This is a genomic window from Bacillus sp. RK1064, from assembly GCF_051488405.1.
Lineage (GTDB): Bacteria > Bacillota > Bacilli > Bacillales > Bacillaceae > Bacillus.
This window is the reverse complement of sequence record NZ_JBPSCZ010000001.1, coordinates 3,241,986-3,259,657: the sequence shown is the minus strand read 5'-3', so window position 1 is coordinate 3,259,657 and position 17,672 is coordinate 3,241,986. Positions and strand designations below refer to the sequence as shown.

General features: G+C 42.4%; 23 protein-coding genes and 1 riboswitch. Of the genes, 8 read left to right on the top strand and 15 right to left on the bottom strand.

Annotated features, from left to right (window positions below; all coding sequences use genetic code 11):
- Positions 1 to 129: 129 nt before the first annotated feature.
- Positions 130 to 1,332, bottom strand: a complete 1,203-nt coding sequence (metK, locus tag ACSSTM_RS16800) for a methionine adenosyltransferase (protein WP_034665356.1) — start codon at positions 1,330 to 1,332, stop codon at positions 130 to 132.
- Positions 1,333 to 1,527: 195 nt separating this feature from the next.
- Positions 1,528 to 1,662: riboswitch (SAM riboswitch) on the bottom strand.
- 227 nt (positions 1,663 to 1,889) lie between these two features.
- Between metK and pckA the strand changes: the two genes are divergently transcribed.
- Positions 1,890 to 3,476 carry a phosphoenolpyruvate carboxykinase (ATP) gene (pckA, locus tag ACSSTM_RS16795; protein ID WP_437404249.1) on the top strand — a complete coding sequence of 529 codons (1,587 nt, stop codon included), beginning with the start codon at positions 1,890 to 1,892 and terminating at the stop codon, positions 3,474 to 3,476.
- Between the two features lie 45 nt (positions 3,477 to 3,521).
- On the opposite strand, the gene ACSSTM_RS16790 is transcribed toward pckA, so the two are convergent.
- The 6 genes from ACSSTM_RS16790 to ACSSTM_RS16765 are packed head-to-tail and all read right to left on the bottom strand — an operon-like array spanning position 3,522 to position 8,658.
- A complete protein-coding gene (locus ACSSTM_RS16790) occupies positions 3,522 to 3,764 on the bottom strand; it encodes a DUF2584 domain-containing protein (RefSeq protein ID WP_003217584.1) in 243 nt (80 codons plus the stop codon).
- 39 nt (positions 3,765 to 3,803) lie between these two features.
- Entirely contained in the window at positions 3,804 to 4,598 is a 795-nt protein-coding gene (locus ACSSTM_RS16785) for an alpha/beta hydrolase family protein (RefSeq protein ID WP_034665354.1), read from the bottom strand.
- Positions 4,599 to 4,624: 26 nt separating this feature from the next.
- Positions 4,625 to 6,106, bottom strand: a complete 1,482-nt coding sequence (locus ACSSTM_RS16780; protein WP_095286125.1) for a phytoene desaturase family protein — start codon at positions 6,104 to 6,106, stop codon at positions 4,625 to 4,627.
- A complete protein-coding gene (locus ACSSTM_RS16775; protein ID WP_034665351.1) occupies positions 6,103 to 7,230 on the bottom strand; it encodes a glycosyltransferase in 1,128 nt (375 codons plus the stop codon). Before ACSSTM_RS16775 ends, ACSSTM_RS16780 begins: the two co-directional genes overlap by 4 nt.
- Positions 7,215 to 7,961, bottom strand: coding sequence for a lysophospholipid acyltransferase family protein (locus ACSSTM_RS16770; protein WP_106038087.1), 747 nt, complete (start codon positions 7,959 to 7,961; stop codon positions 7,215 to 7,217). Before ACSSTM_RS16770 ends, ACSSTM_RS16775 begins: the two co-directional genes overlap by 16 nt.
- The gene (locus tag ACSSTM_RS16765; RefSeq protein WP_095286122.1) at positions 7,930 to 8,658 is read right to left on the bottom strand and encodes a carotenoid biosynthesis protein; all 729 of its coding nucleotides are present in this window, start codon (positions 8,656 to 8,658) and stop codon (positions 7,930 to 7,932) included. Before ACSSTM_RS16765 ends, ACSSTM_RS16770 begins: the two co-directional genes overlap by 32 nt.
- Positions 8,659 to 8,828: 170 nt before the next feature.
- Between ACSSTM_RS16765 and ACSSTM_RS16760 the strand changes: the two genes are divergently transcribed.
- The 3 genes from ACSSTM_RS16760 to ACSSTM_RS16750 are packed head-to-tail and all read left to right on the top strand — an operon-like array spanning position 8,829 to position 11,397.
- Positions 8,829 to 9,830, top strand: a complete 1,002-nt coding sequence (locus tag ACSSTM_RS16760) for an ABC transporter substrate-binding protein (protein ID WP_095286121.1) — start codon at positions 8,829 to 8,831, stop codon at positions 9,828 to 9,830.
- 15 nt (positions 9,831 to 9,845) lie between these two features.
- Positions 9,846 to 10,616, top strand: coding sequence for an ABC transporter ATP-binding protein (locus tag ACSSTM_RS16755; RefSeq protein ID WP_420735175.1), 771 nt, complete (start codon positions 9,846 to 9,848; stop codon positions 10,614 to 10,616).
- 34 nt (positions 10,617 to 10,650) lie between these two features.
- A complete protein-coding gene (locus ACSSTM_RS16750; RefSeq protein ID WP_370876318.1) occupies positions 10,651 to 11,397 on the top strand; it encodes an ABC transporter permease in 747 nt (248 codons plus the stop codon).
- Positions 11,398 to 11,430: 33 nt separating this feature from the next.
- Here ACSSTM_RS16750 and ytkD read toward each other — a convergent pair whose 3' ends face one another.
- Positions 11,431 to 11,907, bottom strand: coding sequence for an RNA deprotection pyrophosphohydrolase (gene ytkD, locus ACSSTM_RS16745; protein WP_034665337.1), 477 nt, complete (start codon positions 11,905 to 11,907; stop codon positions 11,431 to 11,433).
- Between the two features lie 206 nt (positions 11,908 to 12,113).
- On the opposite strand from ytkD, the gene ACSSTM_RS16740 reads away from it, so the two are divergent.
- Together ACSSTM_RS16740 and ACSSTM_RS16735 are read left to right on the top strand one after the other, a co-directional pair.
- On the top strand, positions 12,114 to 12,767 hold the full coding sequence (locus tag ACSSTM_RS16740; RefSeq protein WP_437404248.1) for a TerD family protein: 654 nt from the start codon (positions 12,114 to 12,116) through the stop codon (positions 12,765 to 12,767).
- A 22-nt stretch (positions 12,768 to 12,789) separates the two neighbouring features.
- Positions 12,790 to 13,581 (top strand): AIM24 family protein, encoded by a 792-nt coding sequence (locus tag ACSSTM_RS16735; protein ID WP_034665541.1) that lies wholly within the window; start codon positions 12,790 to 12,792, stop codon positions 13,579 to 13,581.
- A gap of 29 nt (positions 13,582 to 13,610) precedes the next feature.
- Here ACSSTM_RS16735 and ACSSTM_RS16730 read toward each other — a convergent pair whose 3' ends face one another.
- From ACSSTM_RS16730 to ACSSTM_RS16715, 4 genes are all read right to left on the bottom strand, one after another.
- The gene (locus tag ACSSTM_RS16730; protein ID WP_034665329.1) at positions 13,611 to 13,919 is read right to left on the bottom strand and encodes a hypothetical protein; all 309 of its coding nucleotides are present in this window, start codon (positions 13,917 to 13,919) and stop codon (positions 13,611 to 13,613) included.
- 43 nt (positions 13,920 to 13,962) lie between these two features.
- Positions 13,963 to 14,367, bottom strand: a complete 405-nt coding sequence (locus ACSSTM_RS16725) for a phage holin family protein (protein WP_034665325.1) — start codon at positions 14,365 to 14,367, stop codon at positions 13,963 to 13,965.
- A 156-nt stretch (positions 14,368 to 14,523) separates the two neighbouring features.
- On the bottom strand, positions 14,524 to 14,715 hold the full coding sequence (locus tag ACSSTM_RS16720; RefSeq protein WP_034665322.1) for a hypothetical protein: 192 nt from the start codon (positions 14,713 to 14,715) through the stop codon (positions 14,524 to 14,526).
- 121 nt (positions 14,716 to 14,836) lie between these two features.
- Positions 14,837 to 15,274: a Dps family protein gene (locus ACSSTM_RS16715; protein ID WP_003217576.1), complete on the bottom strand. Its 438-nt coding sequence runs from the start codon at positions 15,272 to 15,274 to the stop codon at positions 14,837 to 14,839.
- Positions 15,275 to 15,405: 131 nt separating this feature from the next.
- Between ACSSTM_RS16715 and ytzI the strand changes: the two genes are divergently transcribed.
- Entirely contained in the window at positions 15,406 to 15,552 is a 147-nt protein-coding gene (gene ytzI / locus ACSSTM_RS16710; protein WP_034665318.1) for a YtzI protein, read from the top strand.
- A gap of 7 nt (positions 15,553 to 15,559) precedes the next feature.
- Here the strand turns inward: ytzI and ACSSTM_RS16705 are convergent, their stop codons facing one another.
- Together ACSSTM_RS16705 and ACSSTM_RS16700 are read right to left on the bottom strand one after the other, a co-directional pair.
- Positions 15,560 to 15,994: a FixH family protein gene (locus ACSSTM_RS16705; RefSeq protein ID WP_034665315.1), complete on the bottom strand. Its 435-nt coding sequence runs from the start codon at positions 15,992 to 15,994 to the stop codon at positions 15,560 to 15,562.
- Between the two features lie 114 nt (positions 15,995 to 16,108).
- Entirely contained in the window at positions 16,109 to 16,582 is a 474-nt protein-coding gene (locus ACSSTM_RS16700; protein ID WP_003217624.1) for an S-ribosylhomocysteine lyase, read from the bottom strand.
- A 126-nt stretch (positions 16,583 to 16,708) separates the two neighbouring features.
- Here ACSSTM_RS16700 and yidD point away from each other — a divergent pair, with 126 nt between their 5' ends.
- A complete protein-coding gene (yidD, locus tag ACSSTM_RS16695; protein WP_095286120.1) occupies positions 16,709 to 16,933 on the top strand; it encodes a membrane protein insertion efficiency factor YidD in 225 nt (74 codons plus the stop codon).
- Position 16,934: 1 nt separating this feature from the next.
- Here the strand turns inward: yidD and ACSSTM_RS16690 are convergent, their stop codons facing one another.
- A complete protein-coding gene (locus ACSSTM_RS16690) occupies positions 16,935 to 17,501 on the bottom strand; it encodes a beta-class carbonic anhydrase (RefSeq protein ID WP_034665310.1) in 567 nt (188 codons plus the stop codon).
- Positions 17,502 to 17,672: the final 171 nt, after the last annotated feature.

The window sequence follows — 17,672 nt, the reverse complement described above, 5'->3', positions numbered from 1 at the left end:
GTTATTTCTTAAAAGTAGACCTATAATTAGACAGTATTTTGTCCGATTTTGTTTCACATTTTTTCACTTTTTGTAGAATTTTTTTTAATCAAAAGGAAAACCGCTTAAAATAAGCGGTTTTCTATGTTGTTATTGTCCTAATGCTTCTTTACGAAGTGTATCGGCTTTATCCGTTTTTTCCCACGGAAGATCTAAATCATGACGGCCGAAATGTCCGTATGCAGCTGTTTGTTTATAGATCGGACGACGCAGGTCAAGCATTTTAATAATGCCAGCTGGGCGAAGATCAAAGTTCGCACGAACCACTTCAATTAATTTTTCTTCAGAAGCTTTTCCTGTTCCGAATGTATCAATTGAAATCGATACAGGCTGCGCAACACCAATTGCATAAGCAAGTTGTACTTCACAAGAATCTGCAAGACCGGCAGCTACAATGTTTTTCGCTACGTAACGAGCAGCGTATGCCGCAGAACGGTCAACCTTTGTTGCGTCCTTCCCAGAGAAAGCACCGCCGCCATGACGAGCGTACCCGCCATACGTATCAACGATGATTTTACGTCCAGTTAAACCAGCATCTCCTTGAGGTCCGCCGATGACGAAACGGCCTGTTGGGTTAATAAAGTATTTTGTCTCTTCGTCAATGAGTTCGCTTGGAACCACAGGGCGGATGACATGCTCTTTTAAGTCGCTTTGAATTTGTTCAAGCGTCACTTCTGGTGCATGCTGCGTAGAAATAACCACTGTGTCAATACGAACAGGTTTATTTTGCTCATCATATTCTACTGTTACTTGTGTTTTTCCGTCTGGACGAAGATAGGCAAGTGTTTGATCCTTGCGCACTTCTGTTAAACGCAGAGATAATTTATGCGCTAGTGAAATCGGCAGCGGCATGAGCTCTTCGGTTTCGTTGTTGGCAAAACCAAACATCAATCCTTGGTCACCTGCACCGATCGCATCAATTTCTTCTTCAGTCATTGTTCCTTCACGTGCTTCAAGCGCTTTGTCTACACCTTGCGCAATATCAGCAGACTGTTCATCAATGGATGTGAGCACTGCACATGTTTCCGCATCAAAACCATATTTCGCACGTGTGTAGCCAATTTCCTTAATCGTGTCACGCACCGTCTTTGGAATATCGACATAAGTAGACGTTGTAATTTCACCGCTTACTAATACGAGACCCGTTGTAACAGAAGTTTCACAGGCAACACGTGCATTTGGATCTTTCTTTAAAATTTCATCCAAAATGCTGTCTGAAATTTGATCACAGATTTTATCCGGATGTCCTTCTGTTACTGATTCTGAAGTAAATAAACGACGATTTTGACTCATAATGGCTATTTCCTCCTGTACAAGACCACATCATCCCAAGATGAGGCCTCCAATATGATACGGAACTCGTTCCCTCTTATATTTGAAAACGTTTCTATTAGAGATGTTATTGGCAATTTGTTCATATGATATCCCAAAAATAAAAAAACCATTTCCTTCATTGCGAGGAAAGGGTCTGAGATCGCATGCCTTTCACTCTTATCGCTCAAGGTGTTCTTGTACCTTGCATCAGGTTAGCACCTTGGTTTCTCAGCATATTCATGCCTTTTTCACAAGAAACCGGTTGCTGGGCTTCATCGGGCCTGTCCCTCCACCAACTCGGGATAAGAGTATCCGTTCAATAAGATATCTTATCTCAAACCCTTGCATCATGTCAATGCTTCATCAGAATTATCTCCCCTCTTTTTTCACCTCACACTTAGCATCACCAAAAAGCATATTTTCATAGCAGAAATGAAAAAACACACACAAAAACATTTAAATAGTATAGACTATTATTATGAATGTGTTATACTAATCAAAACAAACAAATTCAACGGTAAAGGAAGGGTTTTTTTATGAACTCAGTGGATTTAAAAGAAGATTTGCAGTCATTGCTCTCATTAGAAAATACGCATCAAAATTTATCTGTTCCGAAACTTGTTGAAAAGATTTTGGCACGTGATGAAGGCGTTTTAACATCAACAGGAGCTGTCCGTGCAACAACTGGTGCCTACACAGGACGTTCGCCTAAAGATAAATTTATCGTCAAAGAAGAAAGCTCTGAACATAAAATTGATTGGGGTCAAGTCAACCAGCCGATCTCTAAAGAAGCATTTGACCGTTTATATACAAAGGTTGTGTCATACTTAAAAGAACGTGATGAACTATTCGTCTTTGAAGGATTTGCCGGCGCTGATGAAAGATACCGTATGCCAATTACAGTGGTAAACGAATTTGCATGGCACAATCTCTTTGCAAAGCAGCTATTCATCAGACCTGACGGATCAACACCTTCTTCAAACGAAAAACCATTCACCATCTTATCTGCACCGCATTTTAAAGCAGATCCTGAAACAGATGGCACAAACTCTGAAACGTTTATTATCGTTTCTTTTGAAAAACGCACCATTCTGATCGGTGGTACAGAATATGCAGGAGAGATGAAAAAGTCCATTTTCTCTGTCATGAATTACCTGCTTCCTGAGCAAGATATTTTATCCATGCACTGCTCAGCAAACGTCGGTCAAGAAGGCGATGTCGCATTATTCTTCGGCCTTTCAGGTACTGGGAAAACGACGCTTTCTGCAAGTGCAAGCCGCAAGCTGATCGGTGACGATGAACACGGCTGGTCTGGCTCAGGAGTCTTCAATATTGAGGGCGGATGCTATGCGAAATGTGTGAACTTAAGCGAAGAAAAAGAACCGCAAATCTACAAAGCCATCAGCTTCGGATCAGTTCTTGAAAATGTTGTGCTTGATGAAGAAACACGTGAAGCGGATTATGATGACACATTCTTCACTGAAAACACACGCGCTGCTTACCCAATCGAAATGATTGATAACATCGTGAAGCCAAGTATCGCAGGACACCCATCTGCCATTGTCTTCTTAACAGCTGATGCATTTGGCGTTTTACCTCCAATCAGCCGTTTAACAAAAGAACAGGCGATGTACCATTTCTTGAGCGGTTACACAAGTAAATTAGCAGGAACTGAACGCGGTGTCACATCACCAGAAACGACATTCTCTACTTGCTTCGGTTCACCGTTCTTGCCGCTTCCAGCTCACGTCTATGCTGAAATGCTTGGCAAGAAAATTGATGAGCACGGCGCAAAAGTATTCCTTGTGAATACAGGCTGGACTGGCGGAGGCTATGGTACAGGCAAACGCATGAACCTAGCGCATACAAGAGCAATGGTGCAAGCAGCGATCGAAGGCGATCTCGACAACGCCGAAATGATCACTGACGACATCTTTGGATTACACATCCCGCTTCATATTCCTGGCGTACCAGATGAAGTGCTTCAACCTTCTAAAACATGGGATGACCAAGAGGCTTATCAAGAAAAAGCACACTTCCTTGCCAATGAATTTAAAAAGAACTTCCAAAAATTCAGCGACGCAGCAAGTGACATTGAAGCCAAAGGCGGACCACTCGTATAATCAAATGACAAAAGCTGAGGGGAATCATTCCCTCAGCTTTTTTTGTTAGTTCGTTGAATGTAATGACACGAGACGGTAAGTTACCTTTGTCACATTGTCTGTCAGCTCCAGTTTTTCAACGTGTGCTGTCCCTGTTTTTTCTCCGTCTTTCGTTTTACGTACCTCAAGCGGAATATTTAATGGATAAATGCGGTACCCTTCCTTCATGAGCTCAAATACATTCTCTTCAATTCTTGTCTCTTTTCCCTTCGTGACAATCATTGTATTAAATTCAACAGGCATTCCCATATTGAAAATCCCCCTACTTTCTAAATTTCGTTATACTGCTTATTTTACCACATTTCCGCTTTTCCGGCTGTGCATCCACGTCGTCAGCCTTCTGACAATTTCCCGATTATGCTGCGGCGGGAAATAATGGTTGTATCCGTGAAAATACCAAGTCTCCACTGACTTTCCGTGCTGGCGCAGCGCATCTTCTAGTAAATACGCATGCTCAATCGATACATTCTGATCCTCTTCTCCGTGGATGATGAGAACAGGCGCTTCAATTTTGTCCACATCATTTAAAGGCGTTCTGTCCTCATAGGCCTCTGGCACCTTGTGCGGGGGACCGCCAATCACACGCTTCATCATTCTTCTCATATCCACACGCTCTTCGTAGGTGAGCTTCATATCACTGACGCCTCCCCATGTCACAAAGGAAGCCGCCTCTTGTTTCATTTCAACAGCGGTCCAAATGCCCATAATCCCTCCGCGCGAAAAACCAAAGATATGAATACGATCCTGCTTCACCTTTTTGTGGTGCTTTAACAATTGAAAGGCAGCAAAAGCATCTTTCCGGTCCTCTCCGGCAAAATCTTCGTTCCCTTCGCCTCCCTGATTTCCTCGGTAAAAGGGAGCAAATACGACAAAGCCCTGCGCTGCAAATTGCACAATCCGGCCTGGTCTCACCATCCCCACATTTTTAATGCCGCCTCGTAAATACAAAAAGCCGTCATAGAGACCTTCTCCGGCCGGTTCAGCGAGCAGTCCTTTGATCCGAAGCCCATCTGCCTCATAGGTCACTGTAAATAAGTGAATATGCGGATGGGGGGACGGAAACCTTCTTTTTTCCACAATCACTTGATTTCTCTCCTTTTCATCTGTTCTTACATCAAATGCTTCATGATCGCTTCTGCGACGAGCTGGCCTGATTTTGTCACTATCGGCGTGCCGCCGCCTGGATGACTTGTTCCTCCAACAAACCAAAGCCCTTCAATGTCCTTTGACTGATTATTGATTCGGAAGAACGCCTGCTTGAACGAGTTGGAAGACATGCCATAAATGGCGCCATGATATGCTCCTGTTTTCTGCTGCAGATCAAGCGGAGTTTGAACCGCTTCATATTCGGCAACCTCATCCATATCAAAGAGACCCTTTTCCTTTAATTTTGTTTTCAAATGCTGCCGATACGTCTCCTTTAGCATGTCCCAATCTTGCTCTTTTGTCACATAAGGCGCATTCGCCAGTACAAAAAGGTTGCTTCTTCCCGGTCCTCCGCTTAAAGCTGGTTCTGAATGACCTGAATAACATATGTAAAGCGTTGGATCCTGAGACAGTTGTTTTTTCTGAAAAATATCTTTGAATTCTTGCTCATAATTCTCTGGGAAAAACACATTGTGATGGGACAGCTGTTCATAGACTTTAGGTACACCTAATAAGAGAACAAAGCCAGATAATGACGGTTCAATATTAGCCAGCTTTTGATTTAAAAAGCTTGGGCGGTCTTTTTCATCTATGAGATGGCGGTAGACAGTCAGCGCGTCCGCCCCTGCAATGACTTGATCTGCTTCATACATCTGGTGAGCCGTCTCTACTCCTTTGATTCGCCGGTCCTTCACATGAATCTTGTTGACTTGTTCATTGAGGTGAATCTGTACGCCTAATTCCTTTGCCAAAGTCTCAAATGCTTCAACTAAACGATATGTACCGCCCTTTATTCCATAAATCCCTTTCTCCCCTTCTAAATACGCCATCATATTAAATATAGCCGGTGCCTCATAGGGAGAAGAGCCGATGTATGTAGCATACCGTCCAAACATCGCCAATGTATGCGGATGACGGAAATATTGACGCAGCAGGCGTTGAACGGTTGTAAACGGTTTGACAGAGAGAAGTGCTTTCATGAGCTTTACATCCGCCTTATCCTTCCACGTCAATAACAAACGATTTAAAAACTGCTCCTCAGCCTTTTGAAAAAACATCTTTGATTCATGTAAAAATGCACGGTATTGCTTCGCATCTTCAGGACTGAATGCTGCAATTTGAGATTCCATTTGCTCAAAATTGGGCGTAAATTCGACCGTATGTCCATCTGAAAAAACGTTTTTGGTCAGAGGAGAAATCGGATAAAATGTGACATAATCCTCCATCCGTCTATGACAGGAAGCAAACACTTCCTCGAAGTATGACTTCATTGTAATGGTACTCGGTCCTAGATCAAAAGAGTAGCCAGCTCCCTGATGGCGCTGCAATTTCCCGCCTAAAGCCGCTTCTTTTTCTAATATGGTGACCTGAACCCCGCGTGACTGTAAGCGGATCGCTGCTGATAATCCGCCAAGCCCGCCTCCGATGATGATCACTTTTTTCATTCGTACCTTCTCCCTTTCCATTCATACCCTTCTTTTTTCAGCCCGATTTTCATAGAAGCAAAGCCAATGGCGATCAAACTTAATATGCTGACCGGCAATAAAAAGGCCATTGCAGATGTTCTCCCGTTCTCGATATCAATTGCCGCTTTGATCGACACACCCAGCCCGTAGCAAAGAATGGCTAAGCATATACTGAGCACATCCAGCTGCAGCAAAGCCATCATCAAACAAATGACAGGAGCCAAATAAAGCAGAGTGTATAAACAAAAGACACTGCTTAACAAAGCAATGCTTCGATTGACACCTGGGAATAAATTTTTCCGGTAGCCTTTCCAAACCTCTTGTCCACTCTCATACATTCTCATATACACAAATGGATGAATGCTTGCAAGTGTGAACGGAAAGCCTTTTTCCTTCACCCGTCTAGCCAAGGCCATATCATCCACTAGCGAATCCTTAATCGCTTCATGCCCGCCAATGTCGTGGTAGCAATTCTTTTCAATGGCAATAAAGCCTCCATGTGCTGCGGCAAAAGCGGGGTTCCTTGAATTCCTTACCCACTTCACTGGCAGATGACAGCCTATGGTAAACATCATCATGGGAACCACAAGATGCTCAAAGAATGTACCTGTTTTTTGTTCTGGGAAGCCTGACAGCATGCCCGTATTTTGCGTGCATACCTGCTGATACACTGCTTCAATTGCCCCTCTTTTTAACCGGACATCCGCATCTAAAAATAGCAGCCAATCAGAAGCTGCTGCCTCAGCGAGCTGAGAACAGGCAAATGATTTACCTAGCCAGCCTTGCTTTAACGCCTGGCCTGACTGGACACGAATCCACGGATACGCTTCTGCAAAGCGCTCCACAATCGCTCTTGTCTGATCTGTCGAATGATCATCAAGTACAATAAGCTCTTTCGGATAAAGGCGTTGATCAACGATCGACTGAAGACAGGCTTCTATCCGCTTCTCCTCATTTCTAGCCGGAATCAGTATCGATAACGAAATGGGTTCATCTGGCGAAAAAGAAGCGGACTTTATCACGGGAAACTGCTTCATATTCCATATGGTGAACATAAACTGACAAAGCAGCAGCACACTGATCACGGTTAAGAAGAGCGCCATGTTTTCACCCACTTTTTAAAAGAATCAAACGCATCACTTGTTGACTGACTTGTCCTTGTCATCTGTTTAAATTCTTCGTTTAATGAAAAATCAGGATCAGCGATGACCTGCGCTTGATGTCGGTTTAACTGCGTTTCAAGCAGATCTCCAAGCATACGCGTCACGTCCTTGCTTCGTAGTGCCCCGCCAGATACTAAGGCATCTTCGCCGAACACAACAGAAACTGTCGGCTTTTGAAATTGATTAAATGTATACTGCAAGGTCACAGGCTTCACCACGACCTGCTCAAATTGCCTCACTAAAAAAGAAGCTCCTCCTTCCAGTTCAAGCGGCCGCATATCCTGATGCATAATTTCCCCCTGTGGAAAAAGCCATACAGCCCCGCCAGCCTGCATGTTCTCTCTTGCTGTCATCAATGCTTGTTTGACACTTTTCAGGTTCTCTTTATGAACCGGAAACGCTCCAAGCTTACGGAAAAAAGCATATTGCTTCAGCTGCTTCTCTTCCATCATCATGTAGTGATCAAGTTCAGACGCTTTTTCTGTTAAAAGAAAAATGATCAGTCCATCCCACCATGAGCTATGATTGGCGAGATAAAGAACAGGCAGCTTCTCCTTCGGGTCCACCAAGCCTTTCATCATCACACAGCGGAAATGCTTATGGAGTAAATACCGCTCAAGATAAAGTAAAAATATACGTCTAAACGATCGGCTTTTGTCGCTTTCTTTCAAATCGAACCCTTCCTTCACACAAAATGACAATGATCAGTGCTAAATAAAAAATGACATCGAGTCCGCCCTTTAATGCCAAAAGACCAAAAAAGAACACCATCGCCTGATAAATACGGCTCGTCCAGCTGAGTGCCTTTTGATCAATTGAAACAAGCGGGAAAAGAAATGAAAGTCCTGCTCCAATCATACCCCAGCTCACAAAATTCTCAAAAGGAATACCGAAAAACCCACCGCCGTCATACCACACCCAAAACTTCCGCTCAGCTGCTACTGGATCTAATATGAGGTCAAGCAAGACAATCCATATCCCCGTTTCGACGGCTCGTCTCCACTTTGACTGCTGACTGGATAAAAAAAGGCTGTTTAAAAACACGCCAACCCATGCAAACGCAATGGTTAAGGGCACCCCTGCCACTAGAAAACCTAATGTCGGATAATAGTCATAGGCCCCGAATGGAAACCCCGTTGCGATACCTACCCACTCAACCGTAAATGTAAGCACCCCAACAATGGCTGCCCTTTTGATCACAAGCCCCCATGAGCCATAAATATGCCGCCCAATCTCTATGACGCAGCAGGCATACAGCACAAGAAAGATACCATTTGCAAACTGAAGCCATGCTGGCACTTCAAAAAAGACCATTAAGATAAGACCTACTAAATACCATCCAACAAATACCCAACTCACTTTATACACGAAACCGCTCCTTTTCTGCCAAATTCAAGAAAGCATTCATTCCCCTAGTATAGAAAAAAAGACGCGTTCTATAAATAAACAATGCGCTTCTTATTTTCATCTAGGCACTCACCAAAAATCCCTTTTCACATACTTTAATAGTGATCTAGAACAAAGGAGGCGAATTACTCTTGAATCGTTCCATCAAAGTCAGACTGGCATTCATCGTCGTGGTCCTGCTCTTTATTCCATTTGTCGCCTGTAAAAAAGAACAAGAGCAGACCGTACAAGTAGCCGAGGTGACCCATTCGGTCTTTTATGCTCCGCTATATGTCGCCTTATCAGAGGATTTCTTCAAAGAAGAAGGCTTGGAGGTTGAACTGAAAACCACTTGGGGCGGTGATAAAACGATGACAGCTCTCTTATCAGGCGGTGCTGATATCGCCCTGACCGGGTCTGAATCCTCTATCTATGTAGAGGCTCAAGACACAAAGGACTCTGTCATGAACTTTGCACAGCTGACACAAACAGACGGCACATTTCTTGTTTCAAGGGAGGAAATAAACCAATTCTCTTGGGATCAATTAAAAGGGAAAGACTTCTTAGGACAGCGGAAAGGCGGCATGCCGCAAATGGTCGGTGAATATGTCTTGAAAAAGGAAGGCATTGATTTAAAAAAGGATCTTCGCATGATTCAAAATATTGATTTTGCCAACATTTCAGGTGCGTTCTCCTCTGGAACTGGCGATTTTGTGCAGTTATTCGAACCGACCGCTTCCTTACTTGAAAAAGAAGGTAAAGGGTACATTACCGCCTCCTTTGGAGAAGCTTCTGGCAAGGTGCCATATACTACCTTCATGGCAAAGAAGAGTTACTTAGAGGAAAACAAAGAGACAGCTGAAGCCTTCACCCGTGCCATTTACAAAGCGCAGAAATGGGTAAAAGCCAAGCAGCCGGAGGAGACCGCAAAGGCCATTCAATCTCATTTTCCTGATACAGATCTTGATGTCTTATCAACTGCCATCAAACGCTACAAACAGCAAGATTCCTATGCAACAGATCCCCTTCTGAATGAAGAGGAATGGAACAAATTGCAGGAAATCATGAAGGAGAGCGGTGAATTGCCGGAATTTATCCCGTACAAACAACTTGTCGATTCATCCATTGCAAAGAAGGTCACAGATCACAAATAGAATAGGAGGTAGCACATGTCTTTCCTTCAAATTGACCATGTGACCCACACGTACTTCTCTTTAAAAGAAAAAACAACGGCTATACAGCACATCAATATGGAGATAGACCAAGGTGAATTCATCTCATTTATTGGTCCCAGCGGCTGCGGAAAAACCACCTTGCTGTCTATCATCGCAGGCATTACGCCGCCCTCTGAAGGTCGAATTTTAATCGAAGGAAAAGAACCAAATCAAAAGGAGCATCAAATCGGCTATATGCTCCAGCAAGATTATTTGTTTCCTTGGAAAACCATCAAGGAAAATGTGATTCTCGGGTTAAAAATTGCGAAACAAGATTCACATGAGGCCACCTCAGCTGCCCTTGACTTACTGCCAAAGTTTGGACTGCATGAAGTAGAGGAAAAATATCCGAAGGAGCTGTCTGGCGGAATGAGGCAGCGTGCTGCTCTCGCCCGAACGCTTGCAGTTGATCCCGGTCTGCTTTTACTAGATGAGCCATTTTCAGCGCTAGACTACCAAACCAAACTGACATTAGAAGATCTCGTCTTTCACACATTAAAAAACTATCAAAAAACAGCAGTCCTTGTGACACATGACATCGGCGAAGCCATTGCGATGAGTGACCGCATTTTCTTATTCTCAAAGCATCCAGGCTCTATCCAGCGAATCTTTACCATACCAGACGATATAAGAGCTCTCTCTCCTTTCGAAGCGAGACAGACCCCGCGTTTCCAAGAGCTCTTTCAAACGATTTGGAAGGAGCTGAAAACAGTTGAAACACAGTGACCTTTTACATGAAGCCTATCGCAAAAAATACCGAATGGAAAAACGTATCACACGTATCTATCAGTTCATCATATTCGCCAGCTTCTTTTCGCTTTGGGAGCTTGCCAGTCATTTCAGGCTCATCGATCCGCTGATTTTCAGTTCACCATCTGCGGTCTGCCAATTATTTGTGCAAAAAATATCAGATGGTTCTTTAGTAAATCATATGAGTATTACGTTATTTGAAACGGTGCTCGGTTTTCTACTTGGTACCTTTTGCGGCATTTTGCTCGCTGCCGCCTTATGGTGGTCCACCCGATTAGCAAACGTTCTTGATCCTTATTTAGTCATTTTAAATGCCATGCCGAAAGTTGCCCTTGCCCCCATTTTAATTGTTGCCCTTGGGCCTGGTATGATCAGCATCGTTGCGATGGGTGCGATCATTAGTGTGATTATTACAACGATCGTCATTTACACTGCCTTTCAAGAGGTCGATGAGAATTATTTAAAGGTGATGAAAACCTTTGGCGCGAAAAAAGGCGTCGTCTTTCGTGAGGTCATGTTGCCAGCCAGTATTCCAACGATGATTTCTGCCATCAAAGTCAATGTCGGTCTTTCTTGGGTTGGGGTCATTGTAGGGGAATTTCTTGTATCCTCAAAAGGGCTCGGCTACATGATCATTTACGGCTTTCAAGTCTTCAACTTTACACTCGTGTTCTTAAGTCTTTTCATTATTGCTGTGTTTGCTACTATCATGTACCAGCTTGTGGAATGGCTTGAGCGCCGTTTTCTCCAAAAATAAAAAAAGCACAGGGATGATCTCCCTGCGCTTTTTTTAACGAATCAAACCGTTCTTTTCTAAATAAGCAAGACTTTGTCTTAGCACATCATCTTTCATAATAAAACTGAAATTCTTATTTTTTGCGATGGATCTTGGCAAGTCTGCGAAAAGAACAGGTCCTTTCGTTTCAAAATACGTGTCCTGCTTCACTAGCCTTTCAATATCAGCGAAATAAATATTCTTTACGATGACCTTTTCTCTGCCTAGCACCTGATATTGGCCAATATACGTTAATTCACGAACAACAGCACCCGTCTCTTCTTGAATCTCACGTATAGCGGCTTGGTCTGCTTCTTCATTTGGCTCAACTTTCCCTCCTGGAAACTCATAGCCCCGATCCTCATGTTCAGTGAGCAGCCATTTTCCCTGGTAGCGGCAGATGGCCCAAACATGCTTTGGATGACTTGAAAAAGGCTTCTCTTCAAAGGAGAGCTTGACCGTATTATGATAATAGTCTTTAAATACATGCATGTGAAATCCCTCATATCCTGTCCTTGCTTCTTGTAAAACATCATACCACAGATCACATTTCTCTGAAGAATTTTTATCAAAAGTGAAACAAACGAGTGGTTTCATCTCGTCTGTATTTAAAATGAGGTATTGTTGCTAAAACCTTTTATCCCTTGATGACGTAAATCAATTAGTGTTTGTCCTATCACGACGAGGAGGAAAACAGCATGAATATAACAAATGGGTCAAAACAAGAGAAAGATCAAGCGCTACCGCTCAGGAAAAATGAGAAAGAAGACGCACCTCATGAGGTGATCAAGAAACACCTCATCAAAGGACAAAAGCTAGATTTAACAAAAGACAATCCAAATATCGACCAAATTCATATCGGGCTTGGCTGGGATCTGGCTGGCCAGCCAATTGATTTAGATACGCAAGTGTTTCTCTTAAATGAAGAGGACAAGCTGTTGTCTCCAAGCCATCTGATCCATTATCATCAGCAGCAAAGCTTAGACGGGGCTGTTCGTCATCTTGGTGATCATCAATTTGGCGGCGGATATCGAGACAATGAAATGATCATTATGCAATTAAGTAGAGTCTCACCTGATATTCATAAAATCGTCGTAACAGCCACGATACATGATGCACACGAGCGCAAGCATCATTTTGGACAAGTGACCAATGCCTACGTGCATCTTACTGATCAAATCTCGCAACAAGAGATTTGTACCTTTCAATTAACAGAAGATTATTCGTATTGCACATCCATTATTTGCGCTGAACTCATAAGAGATGAGGACGAATGGAAAATCATCGCGACCGGGCAAGGAACTACGCTAGATTTAAACGACTTATGCCTCATCTATGGATTCACAGCTTGACGCAGGAAAGGAGCTGGCACCAATGGGATTTCATTTCAACACGATAGAAGAACTCACTTTACAAGCAGAAGGCAGCGGAATCTTTTTTGCGAAAAAAGGCGCAATGATTGCCGATCAAGGAACGTTTCAATACCGCAAACGACTACTCGGGACAAATAAAGGAAATATGGTCAGTCAAGTATTTAACCATATCAGCAGAAAATTGACAGGTGAAAACCTTGAGGTGATGGAAGTGAGTGGACAAGGTACTTGTTATTTGGCTGATTCCAGCGAGCACGTGACAGTGATTAATCTTGAGCCGAGCGGTCCTTGGCAGCATGTAAGTGTAGAAAGTGAAGATCTACTTGCCTTTACTGAGGAGTGTCATTACGGCGTGACACCAGTAGGCGTTGGTATTTTATCACAGAAAGGACTGTTTACATCAAAGCTCTCCTATCAAGGCCACGGAGCGCAGGTCGCCATTAAAACGAATGGAAACCCGCTCATTTTAAAAGCCCCCTGCCGTGTAGATCCTGACGCCATTGTCGCTTGGACAGGCAAAGCACCGAAGGTCAAATTAGATGTGAACTGGAAAACCTTCATTGGACAAACATCTGGTGAATCCTACTTATTTGAGTTTCAAGAACAAGACCAAATTGTCATTATCCAGCCATCTGAGCGCACATCTGGCTTACGGGTTGGTTTAGATGATAACCGCTACAAGCCTCAAAGCCAGAGCTCTTCTCATGATTTCACTAATTCACAGACATCACAGCAAGAGAATAAAGGCGGGCTTAGTGATCTGATCGGAGGCATCTTACAACCGCGAAAATAAAAGCATGTAGAAAATCTCTACATGCTTTTTCAATTCATTAATCCATTTGTTTCAATAAAGTTCTTTGTCTCTTCATTCCCGAGCTCATAAATCATTGAGTAAATCTCTTGTCTTTTTCGATCCATTTCATCATTCGGACTGTCATAATGATATTCAAGAAACGGAACATGCGCTCGAAAGAAGCCTTTCCAATCTGTCATATACTGTTCATCGAAATAGTCTCTCAGCTGCAAAATTTGATCATCATCTGCTTCTATTTGAAATTGCCAAGCCGCCGCATCTCTATGCTGCGATATCGACCCATCCTGTACAGATACATAATATGTGTGTCTCGCCATCTGATTCATCCTTTTTCCTTTAGTATGACCAGATATGAAAAAATTACGGCTTTTTGCGCAATTTATTTTTCAACATGTCCAACACATCAATAAACAACTGTGGAATGGGAATTCCGAGGGCATTGGCTGTCGAGACGATTTGGTAAGATTCATAAATAATATAAAAGATGATCGCTAAATCCTTAATCATCCCATTTGTCTTCAGCATGACATCGAAGAAATGCGCCATCGATATTAAGGAGACCGTCACAATCTTTCGAACAAGCCGTGTAAAAAAACGTTTCATTGTGAGCTGCCCAGTCAAAGATTCTCTTAGGCTTGAACAAATTAATTCAATGGCCATCAATGTTACTAATATCATCAGTAAATATCCTGCTCCACCAAACAGAAAGCTCATCGCTGACAAACTGACTGTAAACAACGAAAAGATGCCTAAATCCTTGCTCACTTGGCATCAACATCCTTTCATAGTGGAACTCCTTACCTCAATAGTATATGCCGGATCCTCGCAATAGCTTGGACGACAAAAAATAAAGGCGTCGTCTTTTAAATCGGACAGAGTGATGACAAGAAAAAAAGCCGCCTTGTGCGGCGGCTTCCATTCTTAGACTCTGACATCAATAAAGCGAGCGTCTGAATCCTTTGGCTGAACAGCTTGAGGCTGCTGCTGAACTTGATCCAGCATGACCATGGCTTGTGCTGTATTCGTAGCAAGCTGTGAATTCAACAAACTAATATTGAGTGTTCTTTGAATGCTCGCGACTTGCTGACTCATCATTCCTGCAATGGAAGACATCTTCTCCCCTCCCTTCTCTTTTCTCTTCGGCTGAAAGCCCTATGATTTCAATGGGCTGTCTGTCACAAATCCATCAAAAAAGAATGCCGATCTTATGATCGACATTCCTTTCACATTCGTATTATCCTAAAAATGCTTTAAGCATCCAGTTGTGTTTCTCAATAGATTGATGTATCGCAAGCAGCATATCACCTGTTGTTTCATCGCCAACTTCTCCAGCCAGCTCCATTCCTTGCTTTAATTCCTCTGCGATATTGGAGAAATCATCATATAGATTTTTCACCATTTGCTCCGCTGATTCATTGCCTTCAGCTTCTTGAATGCTAGAAATTTCTAAGCATTCTTTCATTGTCGCAACAGGCTGTCCATTTAACGCAAGCATACGCTCAGCCAAATCATCAATGTATGTCGCTGTTTCTGTATAAAGTTCCTCAAATTTCTCATGGAGTGTAAAGAAGTCTTTTCCCTTTACGTACCAATGATAGTTATGTAATTTCACGTAAAGCACAGTCCAATCAGCTACTTGTTTATTGACGACGTTTAATAATTTTTCAGACATGTTCATTCCTCCTTATGTAATTGCGTTTAGTATGAGAATACCCTTTTCCTATTATACTGAAACCTGCCATGAATTTCTTCTATTTTGACTGCATGAAATATATGTTAATATGGAAATAAGGAGGGAGTTAGATGCTGTTACTTGGGATTATCAGCTTTATCATTATCTCAATCGTTGTCTTTTTATCACTGTGGACAACATCGAAGGCTTATGAATATAAGCATAAAATCGATTCACCACAGGATGCTGAACCAAACCAACGTCCTAACCCAAAATAAATCGCACTTAATGATGTGAGGTTTCTGCTTCAGTAGATGAACTCTCTTTTTTCACATCACCTACGTGGATGTTCGTCTTCGGCATATTATGCTGCTGTTTAGCTGTCACATGGACTTGTATGATATAAAGGCCATCTTTTTTAAAGGCTGTATGCAATTCATATACACCTTTGTTCTCTTTCTTTGGCTGAATCATCTTGCTGTTATCTTTGTCACCATCTTTCCACACTTCAAATTGAACATCGTCTGCATCATCAACAGGGGTATCACCATATGTGACAGCTGCTTTTACTATAACGCTTTCATTTTTCTCCACTTGCTCAGGTCCTGTAAGCTTCACTTCTAATAGCTCAGGCACCTCCCCTTTGCCGCTATTTGCTGCAGAGTTCCCACATGCACTTAGTAACATGAGCATCAAAATCATTCCCAACATTTTTCGCATCCCGAGTTTCCCCCTTCTTTTACTGACATGTCCATTTTAACAAATATCCCCTATTTTGACATCTCATGATCGAATTCAAAAAACCGGACATCAACATGTCCGGTTTATGATCTATTAACCAAATACTTTTAGAAGCTCTTCTTGATCTTGAGAAAGCCAGAAACGCATCAAACGTTTTGCCCCTTCAAGGTCATGAAGCTTCGCTTGGCCGCATTGCTCTTCGTTTGCAGCAGGAATCTCTGTTACCTCAACTGCGTCCTTGAATGTTGCATCAAGAAGTTCAACGATCTCTTTTGGAGTAGGTGCACCACTGACCACTAAATAGTAGCCTGTCTGGCAGCCCATTGGAGAAATATCAATGATATCAAAATGATCGTATTTCTCTGAGTGTGTTCTAATGTTAAACGCAAGTAAATGCTCTAATGTATGAATCGTATCAGGTTTCATCGCCTGCTTGTTAGGCTGACAAAAACGAATATCAAATTTATTTACTTCCCCATCTGATCCCACTTTATGAACGCCACAATGACGAACGTATGGCGCTTTTACAGCATTATGATCAAGTTCAAAGCTTTCAACTGAAGGCATAATCACCACTCCTATAATTGCAATTTCCTATATTATAACATATTTCTCCGACCAGCTTAGTTTATAAAACTTTCCTTCCTTGTCCTTTTTTCTTATACTGTGAAAGACAGACAAGGAGGAACCTCTATGAAACAAATTTTTATCGGCATCATACGCTTTTATCAAAAATGTATTTCCCCTCTTACACCGCCTAGCTGCCGGTTTTATCCAACATGCTCAAACTATGGGCTAGAGGCGATCAAAACGCATGGCGCTTTAAAAGGCGGCTGGCTCACCATCAAACGGATTTTAAAATGTCATCCACTCCATCCTGGCGGCATCGATCCTGTCCCGCCGAAAAAGGAAGAATAACTTATTTTTCTTCATATCCGTTAACGACTAAGTCAAGCTTGCCTGTTCCAGGATCAATGACAAGACCGTGCACAGGCACATCTGATGGAAGAAGCGGGTGATTTTTTACAACGGACACACTGTCCTTCACGCTCTCTTCAACAGAACTAAAGCTTTTGAGCCACTGTTTAAAGTCGATTCCTGAGTATTCCAGTACTTCAATACGCTTTTCTGGAATACCACGCTCAATGGCTTTGTTTAAAAGTGTTTGACTGTCTATTTTGCTCATACCGCAATCATGATGCCCAATGACATAAACCTCGTCAGCATTTAATTCGTAAACAGCCACTAAAATGCTTCGCATAATACTTCCAAATGGATGAGAAACAAGAGCACCAGCACTTTTAACGATCTTGATATCTCCATTTTTCATGTTCATTGCACGCGGAAGCAGCTCGACAAGTCTTGTATCCATACATGACAGAATGACAGCTTTTTTCTGTGGAAACTTCGTTGTTGTAAATTCTTCGTATTTCTTCTCTTCAATAAACTGTTGATTATATTCGATGATTTCATCTAAAAGTTTCATACGTTTGCCCATTCCTTTATCTTTTTTAAAAATAAATATAGCACAATGTGAGAAATTTCGTCACGTTTTGCAGCGCATTTTTTTAAAGGAAACATCTGCTGATGAAATTTTTTTATTTTCCTCTTTTCAAATCGTAATTATTACGATACAATAACTCAGGACATTAAATCG